Source organism: Proteus sp. PR00224, assembly GCF_016238105.1.
In the GTDB taxonomy this organism is placed as follows: Bacteria; Pseudomonadota; Gammaproteobacteria; order Enterobacterales; family Enterobacteriaceae; genus Proteus.
This window is the reverse complement of sequence record NZ_JAEHQU010000002.1, coordinates 285265-306841: the sequence shown is the minus strand read 5'-3', so window position 1 is coordinate 306841 and position 21577 is coordinate 285265. Positions and strand designations below refer to the sequence as shown.

The 21577-nt window shown below is 37.2% G+C and carries 17 protein-coding genes; 11 read left to right on the top strand and 6 right to left on the bottom strand.

Going from position 1 to position 21577, the window contains the following annotated elements; translation table 11 throughout:
- Positions 1–529: 529 nt before the first annotated feature.
- From galE to JEP71_RS04735, 10 genes are all read left to right on the top strand, one after another.
- The gene (gene galE / locus JEP71_RS04780; protein ID WP_198620784.1) at positions 530–1546 is read left to right on the top strand and encodes a UDP-glucose 4-epimerase GalE; all 1017 of its coding nucleotides are present in this window, start codon (positions 530–532) and stop codon (positions 1544–1546) included.
- Between the two features lie 45 nt (positions 1547–1591).
- Positions 1592–2647: a UDP-glucose--hexose-1-phosphate uridylyltransferase gene (locus tag JEP71_RS04775; protein WP_198620783.1), complete on the top strand. Its 1056-nt coding sequence runs from the start codon at positions 1592–1594 to the stop codon at positions 2645–2647.
- 258 nt (positions 2648–2905) lie between these two features.
- Positions 2906–4066, top strand: coding sequence for a galactokinase (galK, locus tag JEP71_RS04770; protein ID WP_198620782.1), 1161 nt, complete (start codon positions 2906–2908; stop codon positions 4064–4066).
- The gene (gene galM, locus JEP71_RS04765; protein WP_198620781.1) at positions 4066–5136 is read left to right on the top strand and encodes a galactose-1-epimerase; all 1071 of its coding nucleotides are present in this window, start codon (positions 4066–4068) and stop codon (positions 5134–5136) included. Before galK ends, galM begins: the two co-directional genes overlap by 1 nt.
- A gap of 183 nt (positions 5137–5319) precedes the next feature.
- Entirely contained in the window at positions 5320–6330 is a 1011-nt protein-coding gene (locus tag JEP71_RS04760) for a substrate-binding domain-containing protein (protein WP_109371028.1), read from the top strand.
- A 322-nt stretch (positions 6331–6652) separates the two neighbouring features.
- Positions 6653–8287: a sodium/sugar symporter gene (locus tag JEP71_RS04755; protein WP_198625840.1), complete on the top strand. Its 1635-nt coding sequence runs from the start codon at positions 6653–6655 to the stop codon at positions 8285–8287.
- A 257-nt stretch (positions 8288–8544) separates the two neighbouring features.
- Complete coding sequence (locus JEP71_RS04750) at positions 8545–10581, top strand: IreA family TonB-dependent siderophore receptor (protein WP_198620778.1); 2037 nt, start codon at positions 8545–8547, stop codon at positions 10579–10581.
- A 113-nt stretch (positions 10582–10694) separates the two neighbouring features.
- A complete protein-coding gene (locus JEP71_RS04745; RefSeq protein WP_232797514.1) occupies positions 10695–11552 on the top strand; it encodes an alpha/beta hydrolase in 858 nt (285 codons plus the stop codon).
- 398 nt (positions 11553–11950) lie between these two features.
- Positions 11951–13117, top strand: a complete 1167-nt coding sequence (locus JEP71_RS04740) for an MFS transporter (protein ID WP_109371020.1) — start codon at positions 11951–11953, stop codon at positions 13115–13117.
- 228 nt (positions 13118–13345) lie between these two features.
- A complete protein-coding gene (locus tag JEP71_RS04735) occupies positions 13346–13924 on the top strand; it encodes a DUF1287 domain-containing protein (RefSeq protein ID WP_232797532.1) in 579 nt (192 codons plus the stop codon).
- 476 nt (positions 13925–14400) lie between these two features.
- Here JEP71_RS04735 and JEP71_RS04730 read toward each other — a convergent pair whose 3' ends face one another.
- Complete coding sequence (locus tag JEP71_RS04730; protein WP_109371014.1) at positions 14401–14784, bottom strand: YkgJ family cysteine cluster protein; 384 nt, start codon at positions 14782–14784, stop codon at positions 14401–14403.
- A 406-nt stretch (positions 14785–15190) separates the two neighbouring features.
- Entirely contained in the window at positions 15191–15535 is a 345-nt protein-coding gene (locus tag JEP71_RS04725) for a DMT family protein (protein WP_075670926.1), read from the bottom strand.
- A 397-nt stretch (positions 15536–15932) separates the two neighbouring features.
- On the opposite strand from JEP71_RS04725, the gene umoC reads away from it, so the two are divergent.
- Positions 15933–16337, top strand: a complete 405-nt coding sequence (umoC, locus tag JEP71_RS04720; protein WP_100159051.1) for a lysozyme inhibitor LprI family protein — start codon at positions 15933–15935, stop codon at positions 16335–16337.
- Between the two features lie 123 nt (positions 16338–16460).
- Here the strand turns inward: umoC and JEP71_RS04715 are convergent, their stop codons facing one another.
- From JEP71_RS04715 to JEP71_RS04700, 4 genes are all read right to left on the bottom strand, one after another.
- Complete coding sequence (locus JEP71_RS04715; RefSeq protein WP_198625838.1) at positions 16461–17165, bottom strand: LutC/YkgG family protein; 705 nt, start codon at positions 17163–17165, stop codon at positions 16461–16463.
- 1 nt (position 17166) lies between these two features.
- Entirely contained in the window at positions 17167–18588 is a 1422-nt protein-coding gene (locus JEP71_RS04710; protein WP_198620775.1) for a LutB/LldF family L-lactate oxidation iron-sulfur protein, read from the bottom strand.
- Positions 18589–18600: 12 nt separating this feature from the next.
- Entirely contained in the window at positions 18601–19320 is a 720-nt protein-coding gene (locus tag JEP71_RS04705) for a (Fe-S)-binding protein (RefSeq protein ID WP_099659343.1), read from the bottom strand.
- A gap of 119 nt (positions 19321–19439) precedes the next feature.
- The gene (locus JEP71_RS04700) at positions 19440–20966 is read right to left on the bottom strand and encodes an L-lactate permease (protein ID WP_109371008.1); all 1527 of its coding nucleotides are present in this window, start codon (positions 20964–20966) and stop codon (positions 19440–19442) included.
- Positions 20967–21577: the final 611 nt, after the last annotated feature.

The window sequence follows — 21577 nt, the reverse complement described above, 5'->3', positions numbered from 1 at the left end:
TATCTATTTAATCATTAGAATATCTATTTAATCATTAGAATATCTATTTAATCATTAGAATATCTATTTAATCATTAGAATATCTATTTAATCATTAGAATATCTATTTAATAAGATGTTTATAGCATTTACTCAAGTAGATGTAGTGTAGGCTCACTTTTCGTAGAATTATTGAGAGTGTTCTTACTACGCTTAAACATATTAGCGAGGAAGTTAATAAGGTATGATAAAACCCATTGAATGTCAGTTTTATCATATAATTAGCGCATTAAATGAGATGTAATCGTTTACTTTTAATGTGTGTTATTTTTAGTGTTAAGGCGAGATATAGTGTTACTTATTCTATTGAATTACTGTAATACAATTCTAAATTAGGATGTTGTATAAAAATTTAAAGCGCACAAAAAGAGTGTAAACGTTTACACTAAATGTCGGTTTGATCACGAAATGATTTTGTTGATCTTGCTAAACTCTGTGTCAGTGAACAGAAACCGTCTTGCGCTTTTCCTTTGAATCAAAAGAGGTGAATGTGGAAATATTAGTGACAGGTGGTATGGGATATATCGGTAGTCATACTTGCGTACAAATGATTGAAGCAGGCATGACACCGATTATTTACGATAATCTTAGCAATGCGAATGAAGAAGTACTTAATCGTGTTGAAGCCCTAACAGGTAAACGCCCTCTGTTTTATAACGGTGATATTCGTGATGAGCAGCTATTAGCATCAATTTTTGCTAAGCATTCTATTCAGTCTGTTATTCATTTCGCGGGATTAAAAGCGGTTGGTGAATCCGTCCAGAAGCCAATTGAATATTATGACAACAATGTTAATGGCACATTGGTGCTCGTACGTTGTATGCGTGATGCGGGCGTAAAAAGCATTATTTTTAGCTCATCTGCAACTGTTTATGGTGATCCGCAAGCGGTTCCTATCACTGAAGATTCGCCAGTAGGGGGCACGACTAACCCTTATGGCACCAGTAAATATATGGTTGAGCGCATTTTATCTGACTTATTTATTGCTGATGAAAGTTGGTCTATTAGTTTGTTGCGTTATTTTAACCCAGTAGGGGCGCATCCATCAGGTACGATGGGGGAAGATCCTAAAGGTATTCCAAATAACTTAACCCCTTATATTGCTCAAGTGGCAATTGGTCGTCGTGAACAAGTGGCTGTTTTTGGCGATGATTACCCAACAAAAGACGGTACCGGTGTTCGTGATTATATCCATGTTATGGATCTGGCAGATGGTCATATCGCAGCATTAAATGCATTAGGTAAAAAAGCGGGCTTACATATTTATAATTTGGGAACAGGTAACGGTACTAGCGTGATTGAAATGATTGAAGCATTTCGTAAAGCTAGCGGTAAACCTATTCCTTATCAATTACAAGCTCGTCGTCCTGGTGATATTGCAGAATGTTGGTCAAGCCCTGCAAAAGCAGAGAAAGATTTACACTGGAAAGCCATTCGTTCAATTGATGATATGGCTGCGGATGCTTGGCGTTGGCAGTTACAAAACCCAAATGGTTATCTGAAATAAGACGTAAAGTATTCAGATAATCTTGAATAAATAAGAGAGAAGGCTATGTCGAAACTGATTTTTGATCCTGTTGAACATCCTCATCGTCGTTATAATCCGTTAACTGGCCAGTGGATTTTAGTTTCACCACATAGAGCGAAACGACCTTGGAATGGCAAAGATGAAAAGCCTCAGATTGCGACACTTCCCTCTTATGATCCTCACTGTTATTTGTGTCCAAATAACACCCGTGTCTCTGGCGATAAAAATCCAGATTACACAGGAACATATGTCTTTAATAATGACCATTCTGCGTTGTTGCAAGACGAATATCATATTGAGCCTTCATCAAATCCTTTATTTCAAACTCAAGCAGTAAGAGGAATTAGTCGAGTTGTCTGTTTCTCACCTGATCATGGAAAAACTATTCCTGAATTATCCGTCAGTAGCTTACGTAAAATCGTTGATACTTGGGATAATCAAATAGAAGAACTCAGCAAAGAATATCTTTGGGTTCAAGTATTTGAGAATAAAGGCGAAACGATGGGATGTTCTCAACCTCATCCTCATGGGCAAATTTGGGCGAGTGATTTTTTACCTAATGAATTAGCGCGAAAAGATGCGCAATTAAAAGCTTATTTTGAAAAATACGGGCGCAATCTATTAATCGATTATGTCGATGCTGAATGTAAAGATGCAAGTCGTACCGTAGTTGAAACTGAGCATTGGCTGGCGGTAGTACCTTATTGGGCTTCTTGGCCTTATGAAACGATGTTATTACCTAAAGCGCATATTCGAAGAATGAGTGAATTAAATAGTGCTCAGCGAGATGATCTTGCTATTGCAATGAAAAAATTAACAAGTCGTTATGATAATTTATTCCACTGTTCTTTCCCTTATTCAATGGGATGGCATTTTGCGCCTTCTTTTAAAGATGATAGAAATATCGATCATTGGCAATTACATGCGCTTTATTATCCGCCATTATTACGTTCAGCCACTGTGCGTAAATTTATGGTGGGATATGAAATGCTGGCAGAATCGCAAAGAGATCTAACGCCAGAACAAGCCGCGAATAATTTACGTCAAGTAAGTGACATTCATTATAAAGAGCAACGTTAATGACCATGCAATATAGCAAGGTATTTTAATTAATCTGCTTTTTGCGCACGAAATAAATTAAATCAAGCATCTTATTATTTACATAATGATGTGGTGGGTTTTTTATACTCCTCATCCTTCAAGTTGCAGAGGTGTTGGCTACGCTCAGCTACCCGAATCATATATATGAGTATGCTCATCGGGATATCTTTGCTTGCCGCCTACCTGCAACTCAAATGATTTAGAATATATTACTTAATTTTAAGCTAAGGATTTATTATGCAGGCACTTATTAATAATGTGACTCGTTCATTTTCATCTATTTTTGGTTACGCACCTACACATTTTATTCAAGCGCCTGGTAGGGTAAATCTTATTGGCGAACACACTGATTATAATGATGGGTTTGTTTTACCTTGTGCAATTAACTATCAAATGGTCGTTGCCGCAGCAAAACGAGAAGATAATATTATTCGTGTCATTGCTGTTGATTACCAAAATGAAGTTGATGAATTTAGCCTCGATAATACCATTGAGTTTTTACCTAATAAAATGTGGGCTAACTACGTTCGGGGTGTTATTCATTTTCTACAACAAGATAACTATTCTTTTCATGGTATGGATATTGCGATATCCGGAAATGTCCCTCAAGGCGCAGGGTTAAGTTCTTCTGCTGCGTTAGAAGTCGCCATTGGTCAAACGCTTAAAACACTTTATCAATTACCTATTAGCCAAAAAGAGATTGCATTAAATGGTCAAAAAGCAGAAAACCAATTTGTTGGTTGTAACTGCGGCATTATGGATCAGCTTATTTCGGCTTGTGGTGAAGAGAATCATGCACTATTAATTGATTGTCGTTCATTAGAAACGTCGGCAGTGACAATGCCCGAAAATATGGTTGTGATGATTATCAATACTAATAAAAAGCGTGGGTTAGTTGATAGTGAGTACAATACTCGTCGCCAACAGTGTGAAGAAGCCGCTCAGATTTTAAATGTGACTGCATTAAGAGATGCCACATTAGAGGATCTACTTGCAAAAAAAGCATTAATGAGCGACGTGGTTTATCGTCGGGCACGCCATGTTATTACTGAAAATAGCCGTACATTAGAAGCGGCTGACGCCTTGCGTGAAGGGGATTTAACAACATTAAGTCAACTGATGATGCAATCACATCACTCAATGCGTGATGATTTTGAAATTACAGTCAAGGAGGTTGATTCATTGGTTGAAATTGTTAAATCGGTGATTGGTGATCGTGGTGGTGTAAGAATGACTGGTGGTGGATTTGGCGGTTGTGTCGTAGCATTAGTGACACCAGATTTAGTTGATAAAGTCATTGACTCTGTTAAGGCGCAATACGAAGCTAAAACGGGATTAAAAGAAACTATCTATGTCTGCTCTGCAAGCCAAGGAGCGGGCTATTCGGAGGCAAAATAATGGCGACTAATGAGCTTCGTTTTCTTGAACCTGAACAAATGACAGCACAACCCGCATCAGATGGAAAACCTGCGCAAATAGTAGTGCTTAAAAATCGTTTTGGTATGTCTATCTCTTTAATGGATATTGGTGCGACTTGGTTAACCTGTATTGTACCAGTTAATGGATATCGTCGAGATGTGTTATTAGGCTCGGCGGATATGAATGCCCATAAACAACAAACCGCATATTTAGGTGCAACGGTTGGGCGTTTTGCTAATCGCATTGCCGGGGCAAAGTTTGTATTAGAGGGGCAAGAATATAAAATTAGCGCGAATGAAGGTAAAAATACCTTACATGGTGGTAAGCAAAACTTTAGCCATCTTCGCTGGGGGATCACCGCGCAATCTTCTCAATCTGTCACTTTTTCACTAATTTCAAATGATGGTGACCAAGGTTTTCCCGGTACTGTAAAAGTAAGCGTGACCTATACACTGACAGATAATAATGAAGTGTGTATCGATTATCAGGCGATGAGTGATAAAACGACACCATTAAGTTTAACTAATCATGCTTATTTCAATCTTGCGGGTGAACATACTGCGCGCACTGCACTTGAGCATGATTTAAAAATCTGTGCGACTCATTATTTAAAAAATGGTAAAGGCAATATTCCTACAGGTGAGTTTGCAAGCGTCATAGGGACAGGGTTTGATTTTCGTAAATTAAAGCGTGTTGGCCTTGATTTTATGGCAGATGAGTGCCAAAAAGCCGCAAATGGTTACGATCATGCGTTTATTTTAGATAAGAAAGCGATTGATGATAAAACCCCTGTTGCGACGGTGATTGCTCCTGAAGGCGAACTTAAAATGGATGTTTTTACAACCATGCCTTCTGTGCAGTTCTATACAGGTAACTTTCTGGTAGGAACAAGAGGAAAGAGTCGTCATTACGGCAATTACTCAGGGTTGGCATTAGAAACACAATATTTCCCAGATGGCCCTAATCATCCAGAATGGCATGAAAACCAAGGTATTTTACCTGCAAATACCGCGTGGAATAGCCAAACAATCTATAAGTTTTATTCGTAACAACAAAAGGAAAGTGTAAACGCTTTCCTTTTCACTATTTATTTGATCTTTTTACTTTTTAAATTTCCCTTCTTCGCTGATAATCAAGCCACTTAAATTCTATTACTCTCTTTTTTCTTTGTTTGTAGATTAACGGTTCGTTATTTCTTAACCATGAATAAAGGTGATCCATAAGGGGTGGATATGGCGACTATCAAAGATGTAGCGAAAGAAGCGGGTGTTTCTGTCGCGACTGTATCTAGAGTCATTAATAACTCGCCGAAAGCAAGTCAGACATCTATTGAAACCGTTAATGCTGCGATGCAAAAGCTAGGCTATCGACCTAATGCAGCAGCAAGGGCTTTGGTTAGCCAAAGTACGCAAACTTTGGGTGTTTTAGTGCATGACGTTTCTGATCCCTTTTTTGGTACACTCGTTAAAGCGGTTGATAACGTTGCAAGACAATCAGGGAAACACATCTTGGTCTGTAATGGTTATCATGATGCTCAAGATGAGCGACAATCTATCGAGTTATTGATTAATAGTCGCTGTGATGGTCTGGTGATCCATTCAAAAGCACTCTCTGATGAAGAGTTGCTGGCTTATGCTCAAGAAGTTAAAAGCATGGTATTGATTAACCGTTTTATTCCTGAAATTGCCGAACGTTGTGTCGCTTTAGATAATTATAAAGGGGCATGGATGGCAACAGAGCATCTTATTCGCCAAGGTCATACTAAAATCGCATATATTTCATCTACCCATCATATTGAAGATACAACTCAGCGTCTTGCTGGTTATAAAGCTGCTTTAGAAGCTAATAATATCTCATTGCCAGAAAGCTATATTGAGTATGGTGAGCCTGAAGGTGAAGGCGGTGAAAAAGCAATGATGCATCTACTAACGAAATCTATCGATTTTACAGCCGTAGTGACTTACAACGATTTTATGGCCGCTGGGGCTTTATCTGTTCTTGATGAAAATGAAATCCCTGTGCCTGAAAAAATCTCAGTTATTGGCTTTGATGACGTATTAATTGCACGCTATATTCACCCTCGTTTAACCACGGTGCGTTATCCCGTACAAATGATGGCAGAACAAGCCGCAACACTCGCTATCAGGCTTTCTAAAGGTGAAGTGCTTGAACAAAAACAACGTATTTTTTCGCCAACATTAGTTCAACGTAATTCCGTTTTTAATCTTAGTCACCTCTCTTAATTACCTCATTTGCTTTTTAATTTAATCGATCCTCTTAATGGTTTTTACATTAAGAGGTCATACTTAATTAATTTGTGTAATCGTTATCATTTGTAGGGTTTTTTCAACGATTATTTTAATATCTGAAATTTATAAAATAAAACTATCATCGTATTTTAAGCTTAAATTTTGCTTTGCTCGTTATGCTAATTGTTCGTTTTCCTGTTTTATGATCCATTTACGTAACATAAGCGATAAATTTGTGAACAGAGTAACGGAAAAAGATTGTGAAAACGTTTACATTAAAATCCTATTCTCTCTATGGGTCTGAAAGGAAAATATTATGCATACAGAAGGTGTTGGGTTAAGCACAATAGACTATGCAATTTTTGCCCTCTATGTCGTCATCATTATTAGTCTAGGATTATGGGTTTCTCGTTCAAAGGATGGTGAGAAAAAAGGAACAAAGGACTATTTCTTAGCAGGTAAAACCCTTCCTTGGTGGGCAATTGGTTCTTCGCTTATTGCTGCTAATATTTCAGCAGAACAATTCATTGGTATGTCTGGTTCTGGTTTTTCCATTGGTCTTGCTATCGCTTCTTATGAATGGATGGCTGCACTGACATTAATTATTGTTGCTAAATACTTTTTACCTGTTTTTATCGAAAAAGGTATTTATACCATTCCAGAATTTGTCGAGAATCGTTTTAAAAGCCGTAACTTAAAAACCATTCTTGCCGTATTCTGGCTGGCATTATTTATCTTTGTTAACTTAACATCGGTACTATATTTAGGTTCATTGGCATTAGAAACCATCCTTGGTGTACCAATGATGTATGCCATTATTGGTTTAGCATTATTTGCTGTTGTCTATTCACTCTATGGCGGACTCTCTGCTGTTGCGTGGACAGACGTGGTACAAGTATTTTTCCTTATCCTTGGTGGCTTATTTACCACTGTATTAGCAGTCAGCTATATCGGTGGAGATGGCGGGATTATGGAAGGTTTGAGCAAAATGACACAAGCCGCACCTGATCACTTTAAAATGATCTTAGAAAAAGATAATCCGCAGTTTATGAACTTGCCGGGTATCGCGGTGCTGATTGGTGGCTTATGGGTGGCTAACCTTTATTATTGGGGCTTTAACCAATACATTATTCAGCGTGCTTTAGCAGCTAAATCCATTAATGAAGCACAAAAAGGGTTAGTGTTTGCTGCATTCTTAAAACTGATAGTGCCTGTTCTTGTGGTTGTGCCGGGTATTGCTGCATTTGTTATTACGACTAACCCTGAATTAATGGCAGGTTTAGGTACAATGGCACAACAGCATATTCCAACGTTATCACAAGCAGATAAAGCTTATCCTTGGTTAACTCAGTTCTTACCAGTAGGTGCAAAAGGTGTTGTTTTTGCTGCACTTGCCGCTGCAATAGTTTCATCTTTGGCATCTATGCTTAACTCTATCGCGACTATTTTCACGATGGATATCTATAAAGAGTATATTGGGCCAAAAGCTTCTGAAACCCGTTTAGTGAACGTGGGTCGTATTAGTGCAGTTGTTGCTTTAATTATTGCTTGCTTTATTGCACCATTATTAGGTGGTATCGATCAGGCATTCCAATATATTCAAGAATATACAGGCTTAGTCAGCCCAGGAATTTTAGCGGTATTCCTGTTAGGTTTGTTCTGGAAAAAAACGAATGCAAAAGGCGCAATCATTGGTGTGGTTTTATCTATACCGTTTGCATTATTTCTAAAATTAATGCCATTAGGTATGCCATTCCTTGATCAAATGATGTACACCTTTATGTTTACTACTGTTGTGATTGGTTTAGTGAGTTTAACCTCGACTAAAACTGATGACAGTGTAGGGGCGATTGCATTAACAGATAAAACCTTTAAAACACAAAGCGGATTCAATATTGCTTCTTACGCCATTATGGTCATTTTGTGTGTGCTTTACGCCGTATTCTGGTAATAGCAAGAGTGTAATTTGTTAATTTTCTAAATCTAAAAATACCCTACAAAACGATACAAAGCAGATGGTTATGCCATCTGCTTTTTTTGTGCTCAAGATCCGCTATTTCTGTACTTAATCGGAATAGCACTAATTTGCTTTGATGCAGATTAAAAAAAAACACTAAATATGAAAAGAAAATCATTCTCATGAATATTTGATTAAGATAATATTAATCATTCTCATTACCATAACCGTTATTAATTCAGGGAACTGCTATGAACTTTAAAATGGGTGTTTTAACAGCCTGTATTTTATCTGCCTCTTATCCGCTGTATGCACAAGAAAACAAAGAAGAAAAACTTGTAGTATCAGCATCAGGGTTTGCTCAACAAATTACAGATGCACCAGCAAGTATCACCGTGATCAGCAAAGAACAACTCGCTAAAAAACCCGTTCATGATTTAGCCGACGCCGTAAAAGGTGTTGAAGGTGTTAGCATTAATGGTAATGCTAATAAACAAGAAATCACCATGCGTGGTTTACCGGGTGACTACACCCTTATTCTTGTTGATGGTCGTCGCCAAAATAGCCGTGAGTCACGTCCTAATGGGAGTGGTGGTTATGAAGGTGGTTTTATTCCACCAGCAGAGGCGATTGAACGTATAGAAGTTATTCGTGGACCAATGTCATCTCTGTATGGTTCAGATGCAATGGGTGGTGTTATCAATATCATCACGAAACCAGTAACAAAAGAGTGGCATGGCTCTGTTGCACTTGGCGGTACATTGCAACATAACCGTGATGCAGGCGATTCCATTAATGGTGATTTTTATCTTTCAGGACCTTTAATTGAAGATAAATTAGGCTTACAGCTTTATGGCAGTAGCTATTTACGTGCTGAAGATAAAATCACTTATGGCCAAGGTCGTAATGACAATAAAAATATTACGGCAAAATTGGCTTTCACACCGACTGATAATCAAACCATTTTATTAGAAGCGGGTCGCAATACGTTACAACGTACAACGACACCAGGTAAATCCATGAGTGAATTTACTATCCGTGGTGGAAAAGCGGATGAAAATAAAATGCTGGAAACCAATAATGACCGTAATCACTGGGCATTAACCTATAAAAATCAGTTTGATATTCTGCATTCAGAATTAAGTGTTTATCAAGAACAGACTAAACGCATCACCAAAACAGAAATGATTGATAAGGTGACAAAAGAGCGCGAGAAGTATTATGAAGATCGCCGCCCTGAAATTACCAATACTGTTTTTGATGCGAAATTTACTGCATTCTTGCCTGATAACGTGATGACTTTTGGTGGTCAATATCAATATTCACGTTTAAAAGATGAATCATCCACTGGCTCTGGTATTAAACAATCCACCATTACCGCAGATCAAAAAGCGTTATTCCTTGAAGATGAATATAGCGTAACAGACAACCTCGCATTAACTGGCGGTGTGCGTCTTGATGATCACGAATATTACGGTAATCACTGGAGCCCAAGAGCGTACGCCGTTTATCATTTAACGGATGAATTCACCTTAAAAGGTGGTGTAGCTAAAGCCTTTAAAGCACCAAGCTTACGTGAAATTAGCCCAGAATATGGCACTTCAACAGAGAAAGGTCGCGCGATTATGTACGGTAATCGTGATTTAAAACCTGAAACGTCTGTTAGCCAAGAAATTGGTATTGGCTATGATAATGGAGATGGTGTTACTGCAAGTGTGACGTTCTTTAATACTGATTTTAAAGATAAGCTAACTAACTACGATACAGGCGAAATAGACCCAATTACGGGTTTAAAACTGTATCAATACGATAATGTCGGTAAAGCGAATATTAAAGGGATTGAAACCGCGGTTGGTTTCCCAATTACAGAAAGTTGGCATGTCAATGCAAACTACACTTATATCGATTCAGAACGTAAAAGTGATGATGAAAAATTAGCATCAGGTGAATCCTTAAAAGGCTATCCATTAGATTTAACACCAAAACACAGCGCCAATGCACGAGTTGATTGGCAGTTTGACGAAGCAACCAGTTTTTATGCCAATACCGCTTATACTGGTAAGCAAGTTTGGGCGGCACAACGTAATGGTTACACTGGGGCACGTTATCGTAGTGGGTACACAACCTTTGATTTAGGAATGACCTACAACTTTAATAAAAACACGATGTTTAATTTTGCAGTATTAAATATTACAGATGAAACAGGTCCTGCTGTAAATGATAAAGGTGGCAACTGGGTTGTCGATGAAGGTCGTCGTTATTGGGCAAATATTAAATATAGCTTCTAATCGAGCCTAAATTTAAATAAACCCCGTTAAGTATGGGGTTTATTTTTTTATGCCTCTCTATTATTTTCATCTTAATGGCTCACTTTTTAAATTACCGACAGAGTATCTGATTTATGCGAATACTAATGTTATGTGGAATGCTTATGTTATCTGCGGTGGCTCAAGCTAGACCTAACCAAGAAGTTCCTGAAATTGAGTCTCAGGCTCACTCTTATTATCAAATTACAAATAAAGAAGTGGCATATGAAGGAAAACAATATCGCCTCTTTCTTGCTATTCCTAAAAACACCACTAAGACAACGCTAATTTATAGTGTTGATGGAAATGCCCAGTTTCCGTTGATGATAAACGAAGCCATAAAGCAGAAAAACAAACCGTTGCCTGCGATTATCAGTGTGGGGTATGTGGGGGATAGAGCTTATTTTATTACAGAGAGAACGCATGACTACACGCCGAGTGTAAAAGGAGAAGCATTTAGCCGAGGTGGAAATGCAGAAAATTTTTATCAGTTCTTCTTAACGCAAGTAAGGCCTTATGCGTTAGAGCAACTCGCTAAAGAACACGTTTCGATCACTCAGCAATCTTTGTTTGGTCACTCCTTTGGTGGCGTGTTTACCCTCTATGTTTTATTCAATCATCCAGAAACATTTCAACGTTATATCGCAGCAAGCCCATCATTATGGTGGGGAAAAGGCGAATGGGTGAAACAAGAGCAATGGCAAGCTATTCCTAATGATATTTCTATTGCAATAACCTTGGGGGAAAAAGAAGAAAAACCAGATTTAAGCCAATTAAGTGAAGAACAACAGAAAAATTATCAAAAGCGTAGTAGCTGGTTAACGCAACGTCAGTTATGTCAATATTTATCGGAAGCGGGAAAACAGTGTGAGTTTTATCTGTTTGAGGGCAAAGGTCACGGTGGTTCAATTCCTGATGCCATTAAAATTGCTTTAGAGAAAAGTGTGGAATAAACAAAAGTATCTCTTCATTTTTAGCTATCCTATCGAGTAACGATAGGATAGTAATGAATGTTTATTATTTTTATTTTATTTAGCACGTATTTACTCATAGTCTTCTTAATAAAAAATACTTATCATTTAATAAAAATAAATATTAGATTAGCGCTATTTCTTTTTGGTGGAAAAAGACGATAATCATGATTGATATAAATAAAATTGTTTTCTGACATTAGATTTTATAATTTTATTTATCATCATTTAAACGCTATATTCGCGTCTCCTGAATTTAGGAACGCCATCCACTGTTTTCACCTTTGTTTCTTTTATCTTTCCTAGATAAAAGAACCGCCTCTATCAGGCATCGAGAAAACAGCGCATCATCAACCGTTTTGACTGTGGAGACGAGGGTAGTGAAACAGAACACTACTTTGGTACGCAAAGGCGACAGTACATTAGTACCTGTGGCTGGGTTAACGGTATTTGCTATCGCGTCAGGCTATTTAATGAGTTTAATTCCACTGTCTATGAGCAGTTTTGGAATGGATACGCTCTATGCCAGTTGGTTAGCAAGTATTTATTTTATTGGATTATTAATAGGTTCAGTCATGATAGAACCTATTATTGCAAGAATAGGGCACAGTCTTTCTTTCGTTGTATTTTTATTATTGTTGGCAGTGACTGTCGGTGTGTTGCCTTTAATGCCTTATTTATCAGCATGGATGGTTTTCCGTTTTATTGGTGGTATGGCGGTTGCAGGTATATTTGTTGTTGTCGAGTCATGGTTATTAATTGGCGATAATCCTAAAGAGCGAGCTAAACGCTTAGGTTTTTATATGACCTCGCTTTATGGCGGCACAACATTAGGACAATTGGCGATTGGTGCAATTGGTACGCAAGGCGCTATCCCGTTTATGGCGATATTAGTTTTATTACTCATTGCCGTATTACCGCCTCTACTTTTTAAACAAGGGCAACCACAAGGGCACTCTCATAAAAGTTTATCACTCAAGCAGATGAGCCGATTAAATAAAGCCGCTTTAGTGGGCTGTATGGTATCTGGCGTTGTGATGGGTAGTATTTATGGCATGATGCCATTGGCTTTAAATCAAGGGCAATTTACAACAGACCAAATAGGTGTGTTGATGGCAGCAATTATTTTAGGCGGAATGGTGATCCAGCCTATTATTAGCAAATTGTCTGTGATGATCAGCAAGACACTGTTATTAGCGATGATGTGTTTAGTGGGCGTTTTTGCCATGGGACTGACTTATCTTTCTAGCGATTATATGGTGCTTATTATTGCACTAGCGCTATTGGGAATGTCTTCTTTTGCACTTTATCCTATCGCTATTACATTGGCATGCGATCATGTGAACGCGAGTTACATTGTCGCTATTACACAAGTGATGCTATTAAGTTATAGCATTGGCTCCGCTATTGGGCCTTTAGGGGCGGGAATGTTTATGGCGCAAGCCAATAACGGCATTATGAATTTCTTCTTTGTGGTGTTATTAGTGACGGCAGTTTACATGCTGTTTGCAAGTTTACGCCGTAAAAGTCATATTGTGTTGAACTAAACTGTATTCTCTTACTTTTTCTCTTTCTTATTTTTTTCCCTTATTTATCAGCCGAGCTTACCCTAAAGGTGGCTCGGTTTTTTTATCTCTACTCTAAAAACGGCTCTAAAAACGAATTAAGACTTCCCTGATATTTTTATGCTGTGCTTTATCAGTATAAACAGATAATGTTATTTCTTTCTTAAATAATGGATTTAACTTTTTCATGGAGAACATACAGTGAAAATAATGGGAATTACTGTTTTACTCTTACTCATTACTCCCTTTTCAAGTGCACAAGCGCTAACTTCAGAACAAAATAAAAAGCTGGTGGAGTATGCGGCTAACTTACCAAGAGCCGTATTTTACGACTCTGATTATCGTAAAATAGACTACCCAATGGGGGACGTGCCTGCTTATAAAGGAGTCTGTAGTGATGTGATTATTCGTAGTTATCGTGGGATTGATATCGATTTACAAAAATTATTACATGAAGATATTAAAGCAAATTTTTCTGCTTACCCAAGTAAACGAATGTGGGGATTGAATAAACCCGATACGAATATTGATCACCGTAGAGTTCCCAATTTAGAGGTCTTTTTCACACGAAAAGGAAAAGTAAAACCGATTACAAAAAATGCCGAAGATTATGTGCCAGGCGATATTGTTAGCTGGCGTTTAGATAATGGGCGGCCTCATATTGGAATTGTAGTAAATAAGAAAAGCGGGGATAACCAACGCTATCTAGTTATGCATAATATTGGGTTTGGACAAGTCGCAGAGGATGTCTTATTTTCATGGAAAATAACGGGGCATTTTACTTACTAAATAGATAAACGAGGAAAGTTTGGGTATCTGGTTTTTTATAAAAAATAGAATAAAAATAATAACAGGAAAAATAAATCTAGAATTTAAACGACAAGTAAAATAATGCCCATACTGATTTTATGTAAAGTATGGGCATTATTTCTGGGGAAGAATATTTTCATCAGAAATATTCATAATCATTCCTCTAAGCCACCGAGTAACATGCTAACGACAGCAGTAGAACAGATAAAAGAAAGGAAAAGGATAAAAAAAGAGCTACTGATCATAATACCCTCCAAATATATCGCTATTTTTAAATAAAAAACCTCGCTAAACACACGTTATTAACTCATTACCTTATATACTAGGTTATTTAAAAATAAAGTCAAACTAACGTATTATTTAATAACAATTTTTTGCACTGTTATTTTATTTTTTATAAAAAAGCGTGTTGGGTATTACTAAATAATCAGGAGGGGCTTAACCCCTCTGATGTCTTACGCGCTGTGAGGTAAGGTGATATGAGTTAATGGCGGTAAACCATAAGCCGCTCTCGCACGATCACAAGCTTCATTAGGAATGCCATTTACCCAAGATTGTTGAAACTCACGACAAGGAGAAGGACGTTGTTCGTAGATAGAACAGCTTACACACTCTCCAACTTCACCAATCAGTTTGTCACAGCGTGGTTTTTTAGAATTTGTTCCTTTCATGCAAGAGAGAAAAGGCGTTAATGGTTCTGTTAATTCATCTGGAACCACACCGCCACCACTTACCATTTCAGCCCAATAGAACGAAACTCTAAAATAGGCGCAACAAGCACCACAATGCATACAGGGATTATCCTGCATATAAATAAAATCGTTAGAATGTTTGCTCATACCAGATACCATTTTATCTGACGTTAAAGTGACAAAACGCACGTTTTAAGGGTGCGGTAGTTTAAGAGAGGCAAAAAAAGACAGAGAAACGATGCTTCTCTTAGAGCAATCATTATGCGCCGAATGAAAAATATTTTTCAAGAGAAATGTTTCTATATATAGAATATTTTTATTACAAAACAGACTATTATTTTGGAAAAAAAATCTGAGTAGACTATATAACTTAATGGTAAGTGATGATGTTATTTAATCCTCCGTAAAAACCACACTATAAATAGTATTAAAAGTAATCAGAAAATGAGATTTCGAATAAAAAAAGCCTTATCAGTTTTGATAAGGCGATAACAAAATAAGCGTAGATAACATGCTGTAAAAATGAGCTAATGATATCTACTAATCGGTTTTTCTAAAAAGGGCCTTTAAAAATAAATAAAGCACCTGCACCAATTAAAAGAAAACCAATAAAATGATTTAATGTAAAATTTTCTCCCAAGTAAGTGACAGAAAAAATAGCGAAAATAGTTAATGTGATCACTTCTTGTATGGTTTTTAATTCTGCTGCACTGTAATAATTATGACCAATGCGATTTGCGGGTACAGCAAAGCAGTATTCAACAAATGCAATCAACCAGCTTAAAATAATGACAACAATAAGGGGTTTATTGCCATATTTTAGATGTCCATACCAAGCAAATGTCATAAAAACGTTGGAAATTATAAGAAGAATAATAGGGGTAAATTTGTAGAACATATTAGTGGTACCACTGGTCGTTTTTAGGTAAAAATTGCCAATAAGAATAGTATGAGATTACTGCAAAAAAAGAGGGTTTTCTATTGCTATGCTAAGAAAAAAATAGTGAAAACTAAAATGGCAGACTTTTTTCGATATAAGAAAGTTTGTTATTTTATCAATTCAATGCAAAGTTAAAGTAGTAAATGGCTATTTTTAAAATTATTGGCTGAATTTCAATCTATTGATATTGTGTTAAATAATATTTTCTTATTATTAATCGATTGAAATTTAAATTTATCAAGTAAGATGCGATATGTCCTAAAATGAAGTTATTCGCACTAATAGATATGATATTAGTTATTTTATACATTATGTTAAACATAAATTTTATTATAAATATCTATAAGGAATTCGCGTGAAGATAAGTTTATTTCTGATCTCTTGTAGTTTACTTACAGTGAGCTTTTTTTCTTCAGCACAAGGTAAATACGATCCTTTAGCGAAATGTTATGAAGTGACCGCAAACGAGCCAAGAACCGCTGTGCAAGCTTGTTTATTGGATGAGTTAAAACTGACAGAACAGCAAATGAATGTCATTTATGACAAAAGTAAGAGTGATCTTGAAGATACTGATTCTGTTGCAGCGAAAAGTGCCATTGATGCATTAGCCAGTTCTCAGCAGCATTTTATTCAATTTAGAAGCGCTGAATGTCAACGACAATCCGCATTATTAATGGGCGGTTCTGGGGCAGGAGATGTTTTACTCGCATGTGAAATAAAATTAAATCAATGGAGAGCAAAAGTTTTATTAAATAATTAATTGGTAAATAATAGAGAAAAACCCAAAAGCCATTAACTTATCTTTTGGGTTTGATTTAGGCGTCGATGATCGACTCTGACTGTTAGCTATTTTGTTATCGTTTTAACGTTATTTTATCTTGAATTAGCAATCTTCAATAATAAGATAAGCTGCATGAACAGGGCCATGAACCCCCCATACTTTAATCAATTCAATGTCAGCAGTGGAACTTGCACCACCAATTAAATTGATACAAGACGGCATTCTCACACCTTCTTGAGCCATCTTATGTAAACGCTCAGCAATTTGAGCCACACGAGGCAAAATATCGCTTTTACGTAGGATCACAATTGAGGTTTCAGGTAATAAACTCACGGCACGTCCTTTCTCTGGAGACGAAAATAAAACAATTCCACCAGATTCCGTTAATCCCGCTTCAGCAAAAACAATTCCGATTTGAGAGCGTTCAGCATGAACAATATTTTCACGCTCAAGTGTAGGATCCCAAATATAAGTTTCGTATTTTTCGCTAACCGCTTTTGTGATGCCAAGTGCATCTAAACGCTCATCACCACTTATTACCACCGAGCCTTTACAATCATAACTTTCACATAGCTCAATTAGGCTATTAATAACTTCATTCGGTTTGCTAACAACACATTTCACCATTTGAGTCTGTGCAAAGTCCGTAAACTCTTTGCACAGTTCATCTTGAGTTAAATTAGTTAAGCGTGTTTTCGCCAAATCATTCACTGGTGTAGGCTGCGGCTGTGGCTTATGCGCAATAGGACGTCCTAATTTTTCAGCAATAGTTTGCAGAAATTCATTACGATTTTGTTCGTTTAACATATTATTTTTTTCCTTCTGCTTTATGGCGTTTAAACCAACTACGGAAGCTATAACCATCTGGTTTAGGGAGATCACGTGATTCCATCCAATCATTAAGAACACTAATTTTGATTGGTGTAGAACCATTTTTGATCATTAATCCCGCCATTTTTGCACCGACATTCATACCCACTTTCCAAAGGGCAGGGTGTGAATTGAGGTAGTTAAACATACCTGTCACTCGACGTTCTGCTTTTGGTGTAAGGCCTGTTTCTGCCATCACACGGCGATGTTTTAAAATCAGTTGTGCTAAAGGAATTTTGACTGGGCAAACTACATTACAAGCGTTACATAGCGAACATGCATAAGGGAGATCGTGGAAATCTTTATAACCCCCTAATAATGGTGAAATTACCGCACCAATTGGACCAGGATAAATTGATCCATAAGCATGACCACCAATATTACGATAAGCAGGGCATGTATTTAGGCAAGCACCACAACGAATACAACGTAAAATATCTTTAAATTGTGAGCCTAAAATTTCAGAACGACCATTATCGACAATTACTAAATGGAACTCTTCAGGGCCATCAACATTGCCTGCTTCACGTGGACCTGTCACCCAAGTGTTATAACTGGTTAAACGTGAGCCAACGGCACTACGACATAACATGGTTATCAACGGATCAACTTCTTCAAAGGTAGGAGCCACACGTTCCATACCCATAACCGCTATATGGGTTTTAGGTAGTGTTGTGGTCATTCTTGCATTACCTTCATTGGTGACTAAACAGACAGTACCTGTTTCAGCCACGGCAAAGTTACAGCCAGTGATACCAATATCAGCAGAAAGGAAATCTTGTCTTATACGTTGTCTAATGAAAAGCGTCATATCTTCTGGCGTTTCACTGCCTTCATAATTGAGTTTTTCATTTAAGACTTTGCGAATTTGATAACGATCTTTGTGGATCGCTGGAACCACGATATGAGACGGTGGATCATTATCTAATTGAAGAATATATTCACCAAGGTCAGTTTCGATGATTTCAATGCCTTCATTTTGTAAGGCTTTATTCATCCCAATTTCTTCGGTGACCATCGATTTAGATTTTACAATCTTCTTCGCATTTTTCTTTTTGGCAACTTCACAAATATAACGAGAGGCATCTTCTGCTGTTTTAGCAAAATAAACATGGCCTCCGTTTTCAGTCACTTTTTCGGATAATTGATAGAGATAAGCATCTAAGTTTTCAAGAACATGGTTACGGATTTGTTCAGCGCGATCACGCCACTCTTCCCAATTACCTAGCTCCTTCACCATGATTTGACGGTTAGCCCCAATGCGTTCTTGCGCCATAACAACCGCATTACGCATGATTGTGTCTTTCATTTCATGTTCTAGACGAGGTCTGAAATCTATATCACTGGTTTTGATAGACATAAGCAGGCTCCCTTATTGGCTCATTAAAACTTGTGCAATATGCAACACTTTTACAGGACGTTTTTCACGACTTAAACGACCTTGAATGTTGATTAAGCAGCTTGTATCGGCACCAATGACATAATCAGGACTCACATCCATAATATGTTTGACTTTTTCAGTCACCATTTCGCCTGAAATTTCAGACATCTTCACGGAGAAAGTTCCCCCAAAGCCACAGCAGGTTTCTGAGTTTGCAAAAGGTAACATTTCAAGACCTTCAACATGTTTTAACAGCGTTAAAGGCTCACTTACGACACCTAATTTTCTGGTTAAACTGCAAGATGGGTGATAAACCGCTTTACCTGGCAGACGAGCCCCAACATCGACAACACCAAGGGTGTTAACAATAAAGCTGGTTAAATCAATAAGGCGATCGGCAACACCTTGTGCCCGTAATGCCCATTGTGGTTCATCAGCAAGATAAGTTGGGTAACCTTTAATGGCATAAGTACAGGAGCCTGCGGGTGAAATAATGGGATAGTCGTTCACTTCCAATGTTTCAATTAACGATTTCATGGCGGGTTTTGCGTTATTAACATAACCGCTATTAAGCGCAGGCTGACCACAGCAACCTTGGCGTTCCTGAAATAAGACTTCGCAGCCTAATTTTTCAAGTAACAAGACGGTGTCTCGGGCTGAATCTGCTTTCAGCACATCACCAAGACAGGTCGCATAAAAATTAACTTTCATTAATCGAACTCCAAAACATCGCTCAGATGTTATTATTTTTACTAAAGATAAAATTCTTTTATTGCTTCGTTATAAGAGGAGAAGTGAATGGAATAAACACGCTCACTTCTCCTTATTAATTAGTTCATTAGATGATAAATAATACCGATCTTCGCCCCGAGAATAACAATGTAGGCAATACAGTATTTTAAGGTTTCACGCATAATGGCACTGCTTTGGCCATCCATTTTTGTCGCTGAAACAGCAATGGCGATACTTTGAGGTGAAATCATTTTACCGCCCGTTGCACCAGAGGTATTGGCAGCGGCCAGAATGAATGGGTCAATATTAAGTTTAGCGGCTGCACTGGTTTGTAACTTACCAAACAGTACGTTAGAGTTGGTGTCACTACCTGTTACGAACGTTCCTAACGCACCGATCACTGGGGCAATAAAGATAAATCCTGCACCTGTGAAATCGACTAAGGTTTCAGCGATACTGCCAATCATGCCACTGAAATCCATGACAGTTGCCATCGCTACGATTGCTGTGATGGCAATAATTGAGTTTTTCAGTTGGATAGTCGTTTTAACCAGAACAGAGATAAGTGTTGAAACACTTGCGCCTTGAATGGTTCCCCCCACAAAGCTGGCGAGAATAATTAATACCCCCGGTGTACTTAACCAAGCAATGGTTTGATATTCCGTTTGTGTTTCACTTAATACAAATGGGATCTTTGTGGAAATCGCACTTGCCATGCTTTGGAGCGTAGGGAATAAAGGTGAACACGCTAAAATAAAGATAAAAGTAAACAGATAAATAGAACTTGCTACTAACAACTCTTTGCCAGTATGTTTTTTGACATTTTTCTGTTTATCACCACTATTTTTCATGCGTTTAGCAAGGAAAATAACCACAATTAAGCTGACTAAGCTACCTGCAAACGCTGGTAATTCAGCACCTAAATTAGCTGCAACGATATATTGAGGGATCAGTGTACTGATACCACACATTAAGGTAATAAATCCGACACCTTTAATCGCTTTAATTCCGCCACCAGCAATGGCAACGATGACAAAAGGCAATACGATATTAAATAATCCCAACTGAATAATAATCGTTTTACTCAGTACTAATACATCAAGCCCAGTATTTTGCGCCAAAATTGAAACTGGAATACCGACTGCACCAAAAGCAGTAGGAACTGTATTGGCAACTAAAGAGGCAACTGCTGCTTTAAAAGGATCAAATCCAAGTGCAATTAAAATACCGATAGGAATGGCAACCGCAGTACCATAACCCGCAACAGCTTCAAGAAAGCCACCAAAACACCATGAGATAAGCAGAACTTGCACTCGCTTATCATCACTTATGCCAGCCAGTACATCTTTAAGGACATCCATGCCACCTGTTTTTAGCATTAAGTTATAGCTATAAATAGCAGCAAGAATAACGATGATGATTGGCCACAATCCTTTAACTGCACCATAAAGGACAGAGACTGAAGCAAATTGAATGGTGTTGTTCCAATGGAAAATAGCAAGTGCAACAGTTATCACTAAAGATACAAGCACGGCATGGTGAACGGCTGATTTCATTTTTAAAATCATAAAAATCAAAACCGCTAAAGGCACAATGCCTAATAAGAATGATAGATAGTCTGACATGATTATTTTTATCCTTAAGTTTGCAATTGTTATCGTTTATAACTGCGTTGGCAAACCTATAAGTTGGTCATTATATAATTGTGTAGGGTACTAGGTTTTATTAATGCTCTACTTTGCTGAAACGATAAATCATAAATAAAAAAAGATAGTTACTAACCTAAACAATGAAAGATATCATCACTTAGGAAATTGTCAGGTTAGATTAGTTGGCTATTGTAGGGAATATTTATTGATATGTAATAGAATAAAATCAATTGTGTGACAAATATAAAAAAATTCCTTTTTTCTCATTATTTGCTTGTTAATTGTCGTATTTTTTGACACTCATCAATGTAATTGCATTGCTAATGTTGTTGCAAAATTGGTTTTTGATGAAAAAAAGAACGATATTGATGGTTTTAGCTATGTAATAAAAAGATAAATTGAAGTCTAAAATGCCATTTTTAGGGTAAAAAAAGACCATCAACTCCCAAAATAAACATAAATTAAATTAACGAATTGCTTTTTTACCTATTTTATTAACAAATAAACTAAAAATTTTTTATTTCGATATTTTATTGTTATAAATTTTGTTGTCTTAATAATTTAAATTATCGTTTTTTTTATTTTTA